This is a genomic window from Photobacterium sp. HL06 (assembly GCF_059552575.1).
In genome coordinates this window covers 3,891,947-3,909,420 of the sequence record NZ_CM183914.1, presented here as the reverse complement: position 1 = coordinate 3,909,420, position 17,474 = coordinate 3,891,947, and the positions used below count along the sequence as shown (strand labels likewise).

Below are 17,474 nucleotides of genomic sequence, written 5' to 3'. Positions count from 1 at the left end.
AGAGAGCAACTTAACACAGCTAGCGGGCTTTATAGCCAGCGGAATGTATTCAAAAGAATTTGCTTGGCGACCATAGCATTATGGACCCACCTGATCCCATGCCGAACTCAGTAGTGAAACGTAATAGCGCCGATGGTAGTGTGGGGTCTCCCCATGTGAGAGTAGGACATCGCCAGGCTCCTAATTTTGATTTCACTTTTTTAAAAGTGGATGACAGAAAACGAGAGCCCGTTGGCAACAACGGGCTTTTATTTCGCTCTTATCGATGGTGGTGTGAGCGGAGTCAATATAAGGTTTTTGTCCCTTAATCGAATGATTAAAAAGATGAAAATTTTATCTTGACTTAAAAACAGAGAAGCGTATTATACGCGTCCTGACTTGCTGAAGCGCAACGCGACAAGGTATTGAAAGTCAACGTTCTTTAACAATTTGACCATGCAATCTGTGTGGGCACTCGTGAAAAAGTTAAGTCGAAAGATTTATCAATGAACTGAGTGACCAATACAAATACTTTTTCTCTTTATAAGAGAGGGGTTATTTGGCACAGTCAATTCGAGTTCTCGTTACTAGCTTCTAGTAATGGCAACTCAATCAGTATTCATTGAGCCGGTCGAAAGACCAACAAAACTTTAATTGAAGAGTTTGATCATGGCTCAGATTGAACGCTGGCGGCAGGCCTAACACATGCAAGTTGAGCGGCAGCGACAACATTGACCCTTCGGGGGATCTGTTGGGCGGCGAGCGGCGGACGGGTGAGTAATGCCTGGGAATATGCCTTAGTGTGGGGGATAACTATTGGAAACGATAGCTAATACCGCATAATGCCTACGGGCCAAAGAGGGGGACCTTCGGGCCTCTCGCGCTAAGATTAGCCCAGGTGGGATTAGCTAGTTGGTGGGGTAACGGCTCACCAAGGCAACGATCCCTAGCTGGTCTGAGAGGATGATCAGCCACACTGGAACTGAGACACGGTCCAGACTCCTACGGGAGGCAGCAGTGGGGAATATTGCACAATGGGGGAAACCCTGATGCAGCCATGCCGCGTGTATGAAGAAGGCCTTCGGGTTGTAAAGTACTTTCAGTCGTGAGGAAGGGTGTGTAGTTAATAGCTGCATGCCTTGACGTTAGCGACAGAAGAAGCACCGGCTAACTCCGTGCCAGCAGCCGCGGTAATACGGAGGGTGCGAGCGTTAATCGGAATTACTGGGCGTAAAGCGCATGCAGGCGGTCTGTTAAGCAAGATGTGAAAGCCCGGGGCTCAACCTCGGAACAGCATTTTGAACTGGCAGACTAGAGTCTTGTAGAGGGGGGTAGAATTTCAGGTGTAGCGGTGAAATGCGTAGAGATCTGAAGGAATACCGGTGGCGAAGGCGGCCCCCTGGACAAAGACTGACGCTCAGATGCGAAAGCGTGGGGAGCAAACAGGATTAGATACCCTGGTAGTCCACGCCGTAAACGATGTCTACTTGGAGGTTGTGGCCTTGAGCCGTGGCTTTCGGAGCTAACGCGTTAAGTAGACCGCCTGGGGAGTACGGTCGCAAGATTAAAACTCAAATGAATTGACGGGGGCCCGCACAAGCGGTGGAGCATGTGGTTTAATTCGATGCAACGCGAAGAACCTTACCTACTCTTGACATCCAGAGAAGTTACCAGAGATGGTTTCGTGCCTTCGGGAACTCTGAGACAGGTGCTGCATGGCTGTCGTCAGCTCGTGTTGTGAAATGTTGGGTTAAGTCCCGCAACGAGCGCAACCCCTATCCTTGTTTGCCAGCGCGTAATGGCGGGAACTCCAGGGAGACTGCCGGTGATAAACCGGAGGAAGGTGGGGACGACGTCAAGTCATCATGGCCCTTACGAGTAGGGCTACACACGTGCTACAATGGCGTATACAGAGGGCTGCCAACCAGCGATGGTGAGCGAATCCCACAAAGTACGTCGTAGTCCGGATTGGAGTCTGCAACTCGACTCCATGAAGTCGGAATCGCTAGTAATCGTAGATCAGAATGCTACGGTGAATACGTTCCCGGGCCTTGTACACACCGCCCGTCACACCATGGGAGTGGGCTGCACCAGAAGTAGATAGCTTAACCTTCGGGAGGGCGTTTACCACGGTGTGGTTCATGACTGGGGTGAAGTCGTAACAAGGTAGCCCTAGGGGAACCTGGGGCTGGATCACCTCCTTACCTAAAGACTTGCTGTTTTATGCAGTGTCCACACAGATTGCTTGGTCGAAATGTAGAGAGCATTCAAGTTGCCCAACAACTTGGATAGAAACACTTAGTCCCGTTCGTCTAGAGGCCTAGGACACCGCCCTTTCACGGCGGTAACAGGGGTTCGACTCCCCTACGGGACGCCAAGGGTCGTTAGCTCAGTTGGTAGAGCAGTTGACTTTTAATCAATTGGTCGCAGGTTCGAATCCTGCACGACCCACCATTTCCTCCTTCGGAAATGTAAAACTACGGAGGGCGATTAGCTCAGTTGGGAGAGCACCTCCCTTACAAGGAGGGGGTCACTGGTTCGAGCCCGGTATCGCCCACCACTCTCTAAGCATTTTCTGCACGGATTTGCAGATTCAATAAAGATTACTTTGTTGAGTCCGCTTTTTGTCGCCTACGCGGCCCGGTCGAAAATGATTAGAAAGTGGTTCGATAGTCTTTAGTAGATAACGAACACATGCTCTTTAACAATCTGGAAAGCTGACTAGTAAATTCAATTTTTACAATTGAATTAAAATGTTTCATCGAGAGATGAAACGAGTTCTCAAGCAAACACATTCAAGTGTCTTGTGTAGAGTCCGGCGAAAAACCAATTCTCTCCTTATCAGAGAGATAAACCTTGGTTGTTTGAACATACGCTTTTGTCTTCACTTTTTTGAAAAGTGAAAATAAAAAACTCCTTGGGGTTGTATGGTTAAGTGACTAAGCGTACACGGTGGATGCCTTGGCAGTCAGAGGCGATGAAGGACGTATTAACTTGCGATAAGCCCAGTTTAGGCAGTAAAAGCCACTTGAGACTGGGATTTCCGAATGGGGAAACCCACTGGCATAAGCCAGTATCGCTACGTGAATACATAGCGTAGCGAGGCGAACCGGGGGAACTGAAACATCTAAGTACCCCGAGGAACAGAAATCAACCGAGATTCCGGCAGTAGCGGCGAGCGAAACCGGATTAGCCCTTAAGCTAGTTGCATGTTAGGCGAATGTGCTGGAAAGCACAGCAGTAAAGGGTGATAGCCCCGTAGCCGACAGCGCGCTTTTAGTGAAATCGAGTAGGACGGGACACGTGATATCCTGTCTGAACATGGGGGGACCATCCTCCAAGGCTAAATACTCCTGACTGACCGATAGTGAACCAGTACCGTGAGGGAAAGGCGAAAAGAACCCCTGTGAGGGGAGTGAAATAGAACCTGAAACCGTGTACGTACAAGCAGTAGGAGCACCTTCGTGGTGTGACTGCGTACCTTTTGTATAATGGGTCAGCGACTTAATTTTAGTAGCAAGGTTAACCGTATAGGGGAGCCGTAGGGAAACCGAGTCTTAACTGGGCGTACAGTTGCTAGGATTAGACCCGAAACCAGGTGATCTAGCCATGGGCAGGTTGAAGGTGAGGTAACACTTACTGGAGGACCGAACCGACTAATGTTGAAAAATTAGCGGATGACTTGTGGCTAGGGGTGAAAGGCCAATCAAACCTGGAGATAGCTGGTTCTCCCCGAAAGCTATTTAGGTAGCGCCTCGGACGAATACTACTGGGGGTAGAGCACTGTTAAGGCTAGGGGGTCATCCCGACTTACCAACCCTTTGCAAACTCCGAATACCAGTAAGTACTATCCGGGAGACACACGGCGGGTGCTAACGTCCGTCGTGGAGAGGGAAACAACCCAGACCGCCAGCTAAGGTCCCAAAGTTATAGCTAAGTGGGAAACGATGTGGGAAGGCTCAGACAGCCAGGATGTTGGCTTAGAAGCAGCCATCATTTAAAGAAAGCGTAATAGCTCACTGGTCGAGTCGGCCTGCGCGGAAGATTTAACGGGGCTAAGCTATACACCGAAGCTGCGGCAATGCAGTTTACTGCATTGGGTAGGGGAGCGTTCTGTAAGCCGTTGAAGGTGAATCGTAAGGTTTGCTGGAGGTATCAGAAGTGCGAATGCTGACATGAGTAACGATAAAGGGAGTGAAAAACTCCCTCGCCGGAAGATCAAGGGTTCCTGTCCAACGTTAATCGGGGCAGGGTAAGTCGACCCCTAAGGCGAGGCCGAAAGGCGTAGTCGATGGGAAACAGGTTAATATTCCTGTACTGCTTATAACTGCGATGGGGGGACGGAGAAGGCTAGGTGGGCCAGGCGACGGTTGTCCTGGTTCAAGGGTGTAGGCTGATGGTTTAGGTAAATCCGGACCATCTTAAGGCTGAGACCCGATGTCGAGTCACTACGGTGATGAAGTCATTGATGCCATGCTTCCGGGAAAAGCCTCTAAGCGATAGGTTGTAAGCAATCGTACCCCAAACCGACACAGGTGATCAGGTAGAGAATACCAAGGCGCTTGAGAGAACTCGGGTGAAGGAACTAGGCAAAATGGTACCGTAACTTCGGGAGAAGGTACGCTCCTGGCGGTGAAGTCCCTTGCGGATGGAGCTACTGGGAGTCGCAGATACCAGGTGGCTGCAACTGTTTATTAAAAACACAGCACTGTGCAAAATCGAAAGATGACGTATACGGTGTGACGCCTGCCCGGTGCCGGAAGGTTAATTGATGGGGTTAGACTTCGGTCGAAGCTCTTGATCGAAGCCCCGGTAAACGGCGGCCGTAACTATAACGGTCCTAAGGTAGCGAAATTCCTTGTCGGGTAAGTTCCGACCTGCACGAATGGCGTAATGATGGCCACGCTGTCTCCACCCGAGACTCAGTGAAATTGAAATCGCAGTGAAGATGCTGTGTACCCGCGGCTAGACGGAAAGACCCCGTGAACCTTTACTACAGCTTGGCACTGAACATTGACCCTACATGTGTAGGATAGGTGGGAGGCTTTGAAACCATGTCGCTAGATATGGTGGAGCCGTCCTTGAAATACCACCCTTGTAGTGTTGATGTTCTAACGTCGCCCCCTTATCGGGGGTGCGGACAGTGCCTGGTGGGTAGTTTGACTGGGGCGGTCTCCTCCCAAAGAGTAACGGAGGAGCACGAAGGTGGGCTAATCACGGTCGGACATCGTGAGGTTAGTGCAATGGCATAAGCCCGCTTGACTGCGAGAATGACAATTCGAGCAGGTGCGAAAGCAGGTCATAGTGATCCGGTGGTTCTGAATGGAAGGGCCATCGCTCAACGGATAAAAGGTACTCCGGGGATAACAGGCTGATACCGCCCAAGAGTTCATATCGACGGCGGTGTTTGGCACCTCGATGTCGGCTCATCACATCCTGGGGCTGAAGTCGGTCCCAAGGGTATGGCTGTTCGCCATTTAAAGTGGTACGCGAGCTGGGTTTAGAACGTCGTGAGACAGTTCGGTCCCTATCTGCCGTGGGCGTTGGATGATTGAAGGGGGCTGCTCCTAGTACGAGAGGACCGGAGTGGACGAACCTCTGGTGTTCGGGTTGTCACGCCAGTGGCATTGCCCGGTAGCTAAGTTCGGAATCGATAAGCGCTGAAAGCATCTAAGCGCGAAGCGAGCCCTGAGATGAGTCATCCCTGATACTTTAAGTATCCTAAAGGGTTGTTGGAGACTACGACGTAGATAGGCAGGGTGTGTAAGTGCTGCGAGGCATTGAGCTAACCTGTACTAATTGCCCGTGAGGCTTAACCATACAACACCCAAGGGGTTTTTCACTGAAATCGTTCCCGGAATGCCGGACCAAGACGATTATCAGTATTGCCTACATCCATGTAGGTATGGACTCCACGAAGCACTTGAATGGTGCTGAGAACAACTAGTTAACTTTCCCAGATTGCTATTTATCGCCTTTGGGCGGTGAATAAAACAGAATTTGCTTGGCGACCATAGCATTATGGACCCACCTGATCCCATGCCGAACTCAGTAGTGAAACGTAATAGCGCCGATGGTAGTGTGGGGTCTCCCCATGTGAGAGTAGGACATCGCCAGGCTTTAATTTTGACTGACCTCGTCAGAGGTGAGTCACCATAAGATTTTAAGTGAAAACTTAGAATATTATGTTGACTTTCAAAGTGGAAAGCGTATTATACGCCTCCTGCTTCAGCGTTAAACGCTTGAAAGCAAAGCTCTTTAACAATTTGACCATGCAATCTGTGTGGGCACTCGTGAAAAAGTTAAGTCGAAAGATTTATCAATGAACTGAGTGACCAAAACGATAGAAATATCGGCACAGTCAATTCGAGCTTCTAGGAACTAGCTTCTAGTCACTAGGAACTCAATCAGTATTCATTGAGCCGTTTCGAAAGAAACAACAAAACTTTAATTGAAGAGTTTGATCATGGCTCAGATTGAACGCTGGCGGCAGGCCTAACACATGCAAGTCGAGCGGCAGCGACTTAGCTGAACCTTCGGGGGACGCTAAGGGCGGCGAGCGGCGGACGGGTGAGTAATGCCTGGGAATATGCCTTAGTGTGGGGGATAACTATTGGAAACGATAGCTAATACCGCATAATGCCTACGGGCCAAAGAGGGGGACCTTCGGGCCTCTCGCGCTAAGATTAGCCCAGGTGGGATTAGCTTGTTGGTGGGGTAACGGCTCACCAAGGCAACGATCCCTAGCTGGTCTGAGAGGATGATCAGCCACACTGGAACTGAGACACGGTCCAGACTCCTACGGGAGGCAGCAGTGGGGAATATTGCACAATGGGGGAAACCCTGATGCAGCCATGCCGCGTGTATGAAGAAGGCCTTCGGGTTGTAAAGTACTTTCAGTCGTGAGGAAGGGTGTGTAGTTAATAGCTGCATGCCTTGACGTTAGCGACAGAAGAAGCACCGGCTAACTCCGTGCCAGCAGCCGCGGTAATACGGAGGGTGCGAGCGTTAATCGGAATTACTGGGCGTAAAGCGCATGCAGGCGGTCTGTTAAGCAAGATGTGAAAGCCCGGGGCTCAACCTCGGAACAGCATTTTGAACTGGCAGACTAGAGTCTTGTAGAGGGGGGTAGAATTTCAGGTGTAGCGGTGAAATGCGTAGAGATCTGAAGGAATACCGGTGGCGAAGGCGGCCCCCTGGACAAAGACTGACGCTCAGATGCGAAAGCGTGGGGAGCAAACAGGATTAGATACCCTGGTAGTCCACGCCGTAAACGATGTCTACTTGGAGGTTGTGGCCTTGAGCCGTGGCTTTCGGAGCTAACGCGTTAAGTAGACCGCCTGGGGAGTACGGTCGCAAGATTAAAACTCAAATGAATTGACGGGGGCCCGCACAAGCGGTGGAGCATGTGGTTTAATTCGATGCAACGCGAAGAACCTTACCTACTCTTGACATCCAGAGAAGTTACCAGAGATGGTTTCGTGCCTTCGGGAACTCTGAGACAGGTGCTGCATGGCTGTCGTCAGCTCGTGTTGTGAAATGTTGGGTTAAGTCCCGCAACGAGCGCAACCCCTATCCTTGTTTGCCAGCGCGTAATGGCGGGAACTCCAGGGAGACTGCCGGTGATAAACCGGAGGAAGGTGGGGACGACGTCAAGTCATCATGGCCCTTACGAGTAGGGCTACACACGTGCTACAATGGCGTATACAGAGGGCTGCCAACCAGCGATGGTGAGCGAATCCCACAAAGTACGTCGTAGTCCGGATTGGAGTCTGCAACTCGACTCCATGAAGTCGGAATCGCTAGTAATCGTAGATCAGAATGCTACGGTGAATACGTTCCCGGGCCTTGTACACACCGCCCGTCACACCATGGGAGTGGGCTGCACCAGAAGTAGATAGCTTAACCTTCGGGAGGGCGTTTACCACGGTGTGGTTCATGACTGGGGTGAAGTCGTAACAAGGTAGCCCTAGGGGAACCTGGGGCTGGATCACCTCCTTACCTAAAGACTTGCTGTTTTATGCAGTGTCCACACAGATTGCTTGGTTAAAATGTAAAAGAACAGCGAAAGCGCTAATGAATGACTCCGGTTATTGATTAACGCTTTTTGCGTTATGCTCTTTAACAATCTGGAAAGCTGACTAGTAAATTCAATTTTTACAATTGAATTAAAATGTTTCATCGAGAGATGAAACGAGTTCTCAAGCAAACACATTCAAGTGTCTTGTGTAGAGTCCGGCGAAAAACCAATGTCTCCCTGCTCTTTCATGTAGAGAAGGAGAGACACAAACCTTGGTTGTTGACCATACGCTTTTGTCTTCACTTTTTTGAAAAGTGAAAATAAAAAACTCCTTGGGGTTGTATGGTTAAGTGACTAAGCGTACACGGTGGATGCCTTGGCAGTCAGAGGCGATGAAGGACGTATTAACTTGCGATAAGCCCAGTTTAGGCAGTAAAAGCCACCTGAGACTGGGATTTCCGAATGGGGAAACCCACTGGCATAAGCCAGTATCGCTACGTGAATACATAGCGTAGCGAGGCGAACCGGGGGAACTGAAACATCTAAGTACCCCGAGGAACAGAAATCAACCGAGATTCCGGCAGTAGCGGCGAGCGAAACCGGATTAGCCCTTAAGCTAGTTGAGCGTTAGGCGAATGTGCTGGAAAGCACAGCAGTAAAGGGTGATAGCCCCGTAGCCGACAGCGCGCTCTTAGTGAAATCGAGTAGGACGGGACACGTGATATCCTGTCTGAACATGGGGGGACCATCCTCCAAGGCTAAATACTCCTGACTGACCGATAGTGAACCAGTACCGTGAGGGAAAGGCGAAAAGAACCCCTGTGAGGGGAGTGAAATAGAACCTGAAACCGTGTACGTACAAGCAGTAGGAGCACCTTCGTGGTGTGACTGCGTACCTTTTGTATAATGGGTCAGCGACTTAATTTTAGTAGCAAGGTTAACCGTATAGGGGAGCCGTAGGGAAACCGAGTCTTAACTGGGCGTACAGTTGCTAGGATTAGACCCGAAACCAGGTGATCTAGCCATGGGCAGGTTGAAGGTGAGGTAACACTTACTGGAGGACCGAACCGACTAATGTTGAAAAATTAGCGGATGACTTGTGGCTAGGGGTGAAAGGCCAATCAAACCTGGAGATAGCTGGTTCTCCCCGAAAGCTATTTAGGTAGCGCCTCGGACGAATACTACTGGGGGTAGAGCACTGTTAAGGCTAGGGGGTCATCCCGACTTACCAACCCTTTGCAAACTCCGAATACCAGTAAGTACTATCCGGGAGACACACGGCGGGTGCTAACGTCCGTCGTGGAGAGGGAAACAACCCAGACCGCCAGCTAAGGTCCCAAAGTTATAGCTAAGTGGGAAACGATGTGGGAAGGCTCAGACAGCCAGGATGTTGGCTTAGAAGCAGCCATCATTTAAAGAAAGCGTAATAGCTCACTGGTCGAGTCGGCCTGCGCGGAAGATTTAACGGGGCTAAGCTATACACCGAAGCTGCGGCAATGCAGTTTACTGCATTGGGTAGGGGAGCGTTCTGTAAGCCGTTGAAGGTGAATCGTAAGGTTTGCTGGAGGTATCAGAAGTGCGAATGCTGACATGAGTAACGATAAAGGGAGTGAAAAACTCCCTCGCCGGAAGATCAAGGGTTCCTGTCCAACGTTAATCGGGGCAGGGTAAGTCGACCCCTAAGGCGAGGCCGAAAGGCGTAGTCGATGGGAAACAGGTTAATATTCCTGTACTGCTTATAACTGCGATGGGGGGACGGAGAAGGCTAGGTGGGCCAGGCGACGGTTGTCCTGGTTCAAGGGTGTAGGCTGATGGTTTAGGTAAATCCGGACCATCTTAAGGCTGAGACCCGATGTCGAGCCGCTACGGCGGTGAAGTCATTGATGCCATGCTTCCGGGAAAAGCCTCTAAGCGATAGGTTGTAAGCAATCGTACCCCAAACCGACACAGGTGATCAGGTAGAGAATACCAAGGCGCTTGAGAGAACTCGGGTGAAGGAACTAGGCAAAATGGTACCGTAACTTCGGGAGAAGGTACGCTCCTGGCGGTGAAGTCCCTTGCGGATGGAGCTACTGGGAGTCGCAGATACCAGGTGGCTGCAACTGTTTATTAAAAACACAGCACTGTGCAAAATCGAAAGATGACGTATACGGTGTGACGCCTGCCCGGTGCCGGAAGGTTAATTGATGGGGTTAGACTTCGGTCGAAGCTCTTGATCGAAGCCCCGGTAAACGGCGGCCGTAACTATAACGGTCCTAAGGTAGCGAAATTCCTTGTCGGGTAAGTTCCGACCTGCACGAATGGCGTAATGATGGCCACGCTGTCTCCACCCGAGACTCAGTGAAATTGAAATCGCAGTGAAGATGCTGTGTACCCGCGGCTAGACGGAAAGACCCCGTGAACCTTTACTACAGCTTGGCACTGAACATTGACCCTACATGTGTAGGATAGGTGGGAGGCTTTGAAACCATGTCGCTAGATATGGTGGAGCCGTCCTTGAAATACCACCCTTGTAGTGTTGATGTTCTAACGTCGCCCCCTTATCGGGGGTGCGGACAGTGCCTGGTGGGTAGTTTGACTGGGGCGGTCTCCTCCCAAAGAGTAACGGAGGAGCACGAAGGTGGGCTAATCACGGTCGGACATCGTGAGGTTAGTGCAATGGCATAAGCCCGCTTGACTGCGAGAATGACAATTCGAGCAGGTGCGAAAGCAGGTCATAGTGATCCGGTGGTTCTGAATGGAAGGGCCATCGCTCAACGGATAAAAGGTACTCCGGGGATAACAGGCTGATACCGCCCAAGAGTTCATATCGACGGCGGTGTTTGGCACCTCGATGTCGGCTCATCACATCCTGGGGCTGAAGTCGGTCCCAAGGGTATGGCTGTTCGCCATTTAAAGTGGTACGCGAGCTGGGTTTAGAACGTCGTGAGACAGTTCGGTCCCTATCTGCCGTGGGCGTTGGATGATTGAAGGGGGCTGCTCCTAGTACGAGAGGACCGGAGTGGACGAACCTCTGGTGTTCGGGTTGTCACGCCAGTGGCATTGCCCGGTAGCTAAGTTCGGAATCGATAAGCGCTGAAAGCATCTAAGCGCGAAGCGAGCCCTGAGATGAGTCATCCCTGATACTATAAGTATCCTAAAGGGTTGTTGGAGACTACGACGTAGATAGGCAGGGTGTGTAAGTGCTGCGAGGCATTGAGCTAACCTGTACTAATTGCCCGTGAGGCTTAACCATACAACACCCAAGGGGTTTTTGGACTCCACGAAGCACTTGAATGGTGCTGAGAACAACTAGTTAACTTTCCCAGATTGCTATTTATCGCCTTTGGCGGTGAATAAAACAGAATTTGCTTGGCGACCATAGCATTATGGACCCACCTGATCCCATGCCGAACTCAGTAGTGAAACGTAATAGCGCCGATGGTAGTGTGGGGTCTCCCCATGTGAGAGTAGGACATCGCCAGGCTTTAATTTCGACTGACCTCGTCAGAGGTGAGTCACCATAAGGTTTTAAGTGAAAACTTAGAATATTATGTTGACTTTCAAAGTGGAAAGCGTATTATACGCCTCCTGCTTCAGCGTTAAACGCTTGAAAGCAAAGCTCTTTAACAATTTGACCATGCAATCTGTGTGGGCACTCGTGAAAAAGTTAAGTCGAAAGATTTATCAATGAACTGAGTGACCAAAACGATAGAAATATCGGCACAGTCAATTCGAGCTTCTAGGAACTAGCTTCTAGTCACTAGGAACTCAATCAGTATTCATTGAGCCGTTCCGAAAGGAACAACAAAACTTTAATTGAAGAGTTTGATCATGGCTCAGATTGAACGCTGGCGGCAGGCCTAACACATGCAAGTCGAGCGGCAGCGACTTAGCTGAACCTTCGGGGGACGCTAAGGGCGGCGAGCGGCGGACGGGTGAGTAATGCCTGGGAATATGCCTTAGTGTGGGGGATAACTATTGGAAACGATAGCTAATACCGCATAATGCCTACGGGCCAAAGAGGGGGACCTTCGGGCCTCTCGCGCTAAGATTAGCCCAGGTGGGATTAGCTTGTTGGTGGGGTAACGGCTCACCAAGGCAACGATCCCTAGCTGGTCTGAGAGGATGATCAGCCACACTGGAACTGAGACACGGTCCAGACTCCTACGGGAGGCAGCAGTGGGGAATATTGCACAATGGGGGAAACCCTGATGCAGCCATGCCGCGTGTATGAAGAAGGCCTTCGGGTTGTAAAGTACTTTCAGTCGTGAGGAAGGGTGTGTAGTTAATAGCTGCATGCCTTGACGTTAGCGACAGAAGAAGCACCGGCTAACTCCGTGCCAGCAGCCGCGGTAATACGGAGGGTGCGAGCGTTAATCGGAATTACTGGGCGTAAAGCGCATGCAGGCGGTCTGTTAAGCAAGATGTGAAAGCCCGGGGCTCAACCTCGGAACAGCATTTTGAACTGGCAGACTAGAGTCTTGTAGAGGGGGGTAGAATTTCAGGTGTAGCGGTGAAATGCGTAGAGATCTGAAGGAATACCGGTGGCGAAGGCGGCCCCCTGGACAAAGACTGACGCTCAGATGCGAAAGCGTGGGGAGCAAACAGGATTAGATACCCTGGTAGTCCACGCCGTAAACGATGTCTACTTGGAGGTTGTGGCCTTGAGCCGTGGCTTTCGGAGCTAACGCGTTAAGTAGACCGCCTGGGGAGTACGGTCGCAAGATTAAAACTCAAATGAATTGACGGGGGCCCGCACAAGCGGTGGAGCATGTGGTTTAATTCGATGCAACGCGAAGAACCTTACCTACTCTTGACATCCAGAGAAGTTACCAGAGATGGTTTCGTGCCTTCGGGAACTCTGAGACAGGTGCTGCATGGCTGTCGTCAGCTCGTGTTGTGAAATGTTGGGTTAAGTCCCGCAACGAGCGCAACCCCTATCCTTGTTTGCCAGCGCGTAATGGCGGGAACTCCAGGGAGACTGCCGGTGATAAACCGGAGGAAGGTGGGGACGACGTCAAGTCATCATGGCCCTTACGAGTAGGGCTACACACGTGCTACAATGGCGTATACAGAGGGCTGCCAACCAGCGATGGTGAGCGAATCCCACAAAGTACGTCGTAGTCCGGATTGGAGTCTGCAACTCGACTCCATGAAGTCGGAATCGCTAGTAATCGTAGATCAGAATGCTACGGTGAATACGTTCCCGGGCCTTGTACACACCGCCCGTCACACCATGGGAGTGGGCTGCACCAGAAGTAGATAGCTTAACCTTCGGGAGGGCGTTTACCACGGTGTGGTTCATGACTGGGGTGAAGTCGTAACAAGGTAGCCCTAGGGGAACCTGGGGCTGGATCACCTCCTTACCTAAAGACTTGCTGTTTTATGCAGTGTCCACACAGATTGCTTGGTTAATATGTGAAAGAACAGCGAAAGCGCTAATGAATGACTCCGGTTATTGATTAACGCTTTTTGCGTTATGCTCTTTAACAATCTGGAAAGCTGACTAGTAAATTCAACCATTAGGTTGAATTAAAAATGTTCTTCTTTATGAAGAACGAGTTCTCAAGCAAACACATTCAAGTGTCTTGTGTAGAGTCCGGCGAAGAACCAATGTCTCCCTGCTCTTTCATGTAGAGAAGGAGAGACACAAACCTTGGTTGTTGACCATACGCTTTTGTCTTCACTTTTTTGAAAAGTGAAAATAAAAAACTCCTTGGGGTTGTATGGTTAAGTGACTAAGCGTACACGGTGGATGCCTTGGCAGTCAGAGGCGATGAAGGACGTATTAACTTGCGATAAGCCCAGTTTAGGCAGTAAAAGCCACTTGAGACTGGGATTTCCGAATGGGGAAACCCACTGGCATAAGCCAGTATCGCTACGTGAATACATAGCGTAGCGAGGCGAACCGGGGGAACTGAAACATCTAAGTACCCCGAGGAATAGAAATCAACCGAGATTCCGGCAGTAGCGGCGAGCGAAACCGGATTAGCCCTTAAGCTAGTTGCATGTTAGGCGAATGTGCTGGAAAGCACAGCAGTAAAGGGTGATAGCCCCGTAGCCGACAGCGCGCTTTTAGTGAAATCGAGTAGGACGGGACACGTGATATCCTGTCTGAACATGGGGGGACCATCCTCCAAGGCTAAATACTCCTGACTGACCGATAGTGAACCAGTACCGTGAGGGAAAGGCGAAAAGAACCCCTGTGAGGGGAGTGAAATAGAACCTGAAACCGTGTACGTACAAGCAGTAGGAGCACCTTCGTGGTGTGACTGCGTACCTTTTGTATAATGGGTCAGCGACTTAATTTTAGTAGCAAGGTTAACCGTATAGGGGAGCCGTAGGGAAACCGAGTCTTAACTGGGCGCATAAGTTGCTAGGATTAGACCCGAAACCAGGTGATCTAGCCATGGGCAGGTTGAAGGTGAGGTAACACTTACTGGAGGACCGAACCGACTAATGTTGAAAAATTAGCGGATGACTTGTGGCTAGGGGTGAAAGGCCAATCAAACCTGGAGATAGCTGGTTCTCCCCGAAAGCTATTTAGGTAGCGCCTCGGACGAATACTACTGGGGGTAGAGCACTGTTAAGGCTAGGGGGTCATCCCGACTTACCAACCCTTTGCAAACTCCGAATACCAGTAAGTACTATCCGGGAGACACACGGCGGGTGCTAACGTCCGTCGTGGAGAGGGAAACAACCCAGACCGCCAGCTAAGGTCCCAAAGTTATAGCTAAGTGGGAAACGATGTGGGAAGGCTCAGACAGCCAGGATGTTGGCTTAGAAGCAGCCATCATTTAAAGAAAGCGTAATAGCTCACTGGTCGAGTCGGCCTGCGCGGAAGATTTAACGGGGCTAAGCTATACACCGAAGCTGCGGCAATGCAGTTTACTGCATTGGGTAGGGGAGCGTTCTGTAAGCCGTTGAAGGTGAATCGTAAGGTTTGCTGGAGGTATCAGAAGTGCGAATGCTGACATGAGTAACGATAAAGGGAGTGAAAAACTCCCTCGCCGGAAGATCAAGGGTTCCTGTCCAACGTTAATCGGGGCAGGGTAAGTCGACCCCTAAGGCGAGGCCGAAAGGCGTAGTCGATGGGAAACAGGTTAATATTCCTGTACTGCTTATAACTGCGATGGGGGGACGGAGAAGGCTAGGTGGGCCAGGCGACGGTTGTCCTGGTTCAAGGGTGTAGGCTGTATTCTTAGGTAAATCCGGGAATACTTAAGGCTGAGACCCGATGTCGAGTCACTACGGTGATGAAGTCATTGATGCCATGCTTCCGGGAAAAGCCTCTAAGCGATAGGTTGTAAGCAATCGTACCCCAAACCGACACAGGTGATCAGGTAGAGAATACCAAGGCGCTTGAGAGAACTCGGGTGAAGGAACTAGGCAAAATGGTACCGTAACTTCGGGAGAAGGTACGCTCCTGGCGGTGAAGTCCCTTGCGGATGGAGCTACTGGGAGTCGCAGATACCAGGTGGCTGCAACTGTTTATTAAAAACACAGCACTGTGCAAAATCGAAAGATGACGTATACGGTGTGACGCCTGCCCGGTGCCGGAAGGTTAATTGATGGGGTTAGACTTCGGTCGAAGCTCTTGATCGAAGCCCCGGTAAACGGCGGCCGTAACTATAACGGTCCTAAGGTAGCGAAATTCCTTGTCGGGTAAGTTCCGACCTGCACGAATGGCGTAATGATGGCCACGCTGTCTCCACCCGAGACTCAGTGAAATTGAAATCGCAGTGAAGATGCTGTGTACCCGCGGCTAGACGGAAAGACCCCGTGAACCTTTACTACAGCTTGGCACTGAACATTGACCCTACATGTGTAGGATAGGTGGGAGGCTTTGAAACCATGTCGCTAGATATGGTGGAGCCGTCCTTGAAATACCACCCTTGTAGTGTTGATGTTCTAACGTCGCCCCCTTATCGGGGGTGCGGACAGTGCCTGGTGGGTAGTTTGACTGGGGCGGTCTCCTCCCAAAGAGTAACGGAGGAGCACGAAGGTGGGCTAATCACGGTCGGACATCGTGAGGTTAGTGCAATGGCATAAGCCCGCTTGACTGCGAGAATGACAATTCGAGCAGGTGCGAAAGCAGGTCATAGTGATCCGGTGGTTCTGAATGGAAGGGCCATCGCTCAACGGATAAAAGGTACTCCGGGGATAACAGGCTGATACCGCCCAAGAGTTCATATCGACGGCGGTGTTTGGCACCTCGATGTCGGCTCATCACATCCTGGGGCTGAAGTCGGTCCCAAGGGTATGGCTGTTCGCCATTTAAAGTGGTACGCGAGCTGGGTTTAGAACGTCGTGAGACAGTTCGGTCCCTATCTGCCGTGGGCGTTGGATGATTGAAGGGGGCTGCTCCTAGTACGAGAGGACCGGAGTGGACGAACCTCTGGTGTTCGGGTTGTTACGCCAGTAGCATTGCCCGGTAGCTAAGTTCGGAATCGATAAGCGCTGAAAGCATCTAAGCGCGAAGCGAGCCCTGAGATGAGTCATCCCTGATACTATAAGTATCCTAAAGGGTTGTTGGAGACTACGACGTAGATAGGCAGGGTGTGTAAGTGCTGCGAGGCATTGAGCTAACCTGTACTAATTGCCCGTGAGGCTTAACCATACAACACCCAAGGGGTTTTTCACTGAAATCGTTCCCGGAATGCCGGACCAAGACGATTATCAGTATTGCCTACATCCATGTAGGTATGGACTCCACGAACGCTTGAATGTAAGCGCGAGAACAACTAGTTAACTTTCCCAGATTGCTATTTATCGCCTTTGGGCGGTGAATAAAACAGAATTTGCTTGGCGACCATAGCATTATGGACCCACCTGATCCCATGCCGAACTCAGTAGTGAAACGTAATAGCGCCGATGGTAGTGTGGGGTCTCCCCATGTGAGAGTAGGACATCGCCAGGCTCCTAATACTGTTAAAAGGCCACCCGAAAGGGTGGCCTTTTTTCGTTATACCAATCTGTAAAATTGACTGATCAGGCAATCCATTCTCGATCGCACATTGTTGATAGTCTGTTGGCGCTTTCCGTAAACGTATTCCATGTTGTGCAAACTTTATCGACAATGTCTTCATCGTTGTCAAATGAGGTGTTGGATAGGCAATGCTGTCATAGCCAACTCCATGCCTGTTCAATTAGGGGCAGCTCTGGTGAATAGGGAGGAAGTTTGATACTGACATTCCTTAGTCCATCGTTCAGATTTTCTGTATGCCAACCTGCACCATCCATGAGCACAACTGCATTTCTTCCTTTTTCTTTGGATTTGATATTTGTTGTAGGTGCAACTTCATCACTTCTTTGTTTATCCAAGGAACAACGAGAGCTTCGCCAACTCCACGACTAGGGCAAACGGCTCCAAAGAGATAGGCATATTCAAACAGTTGTCTTGTGCTTATTAGAAGCACTAAAGGGAGAGATAGTGGCATGATTTTGGTAAATCGTAGTTGCCGGTGGCTCGCAAGCAGAATAAATCTTCCAG

The 17,474-nt window shown here is 50.5% G+C and carries 1 protein-coding gene, 3 tRNA genes and 10 rRNA genes; 13 read left to right on the top strand and 1 reads right to left on the bottom strand.

The window, feature by feature from the left end; translation table 11 throughout:
* Window positions 1–62: 62 nt before the first annotated feature.
* The 13 genes from rrf (AC51G0_RS17655) to rrf (AC51G0_RS17595) all read left to right on the top strand — a co-directional run bounded on the left by rrf (AC51G0_RS17655) (window position 63) and on the right by rrf (AC51G0_RS17595) (window position 16,901).
* A 5S ribosomal RNA gene (gene rrf / locus AC51G0_RS17655) occupies window positions 63–178 on the top strand.
* A gap of 452 nt (window positions 179–630) precedes the next feature.
* Window positions 631–2,183 (top strand): 16S ribosomal RNA (locus tag AC51G0_RS17650).
* A 97-nt stretch (window positions 2,184–2,280) separates the two neighbouring features.
* Window positions 2,281–2,356: transfer RNA gene (locus tag AC51G0_RS17645), tRNA-Glu, on the top strand.
* Window position 2,357: 1 nt separating this feature from the next.
* A tRNA-Lys gene (locus AC51G0_RS17640) sits at window positions 2,358–2,433 on the top strand.
* Window positions 2,434–2,463: 30 nt separating this feature from the next.
* Window positions 2,464–2,539: transfer RNA gene (locus tag AC51G0_RS17635), tRNA-Val, on the top strand.
* Between the two features lie 369 nt (window positions 2,540–2,908).
* Window positions 2,909–5,799 (top strand): 23S ribosomal RNA (locus tag AC51G0_RS17630).
* A gap of 183 nt (window positions 5,800–5,982) precedes the next feature.
* Window positions 5,983–6,098, top strand: a 5S ribosomal RNA gene (gene rrf, locus AC51G0_RS17625).
* 329 nt (window positions 6,099–6,427) lie between these two features.
* Window positions 6,428–7,980, top strand: a 16S ribosomal RNA gene (locus tag AC51G0_RS17620).
* A 363-nt stretch (window positions 7,981–8,343) separates the two neighbouring features.
* A 23S ribosomal RNA gene (locus AC51G0_RS17615) occupies window positions 8,344–11,234 on the top strand.
* Window positions 11,235–11,349: 115 nt separating this feature from the next.
* Window positions 11,350–11,465, top strand: a 5S ribosomal RNA gene (gene rrf / locus AC51G0_RS17610).
* Window positions 11,466–11,794: 329 nt separating this feature from the next.
* Window positions 11,795–13,347: ribosomal RNA gene (locus AC51G0_RS17605) — 16S ribosomal RNA — on the top strand.
* A 362-nt stretch (window positions 13,348–13,709) separates the two neighbouring features.
* Window positions 13,710–16,601, top strand: a 23S ribosomal RNA gene (locus tag AC51G0_RS17600).
* A 184-nt stretch (window positions 16,602–16,785) separates the two neighbouring features.
* Window positions 16,786–16,901, top strand: a 5S ribosomal RNA gene (rrf, locus tag AC51G0_RS17595).
* Together the 16S, 23S and 5S rRNA genes with 3 tRNA genes alongside form the textbook arrangement of a ribosomal RNA operon.
* A 203-nt stretch (window positions 16,902–17,104) precedes the next feature.
* Here the strand turns inward: rrf (AC51G0_RS17595) and AC51G0_RS17590 are convergent.
* On the bottom strand, window positions 17,105–17,224 hold the full coding sequence (locus AC51G0_RS17590; RefSeq protein WP_496302006.1) for a hypothetical protein: 120 nt from the start codon (window positions 17,222–17,224) through the stop codon (window positions 17,105–17,107).
* Window positions 17,225–17,474 lie beyond the last annotated feature (250 nt).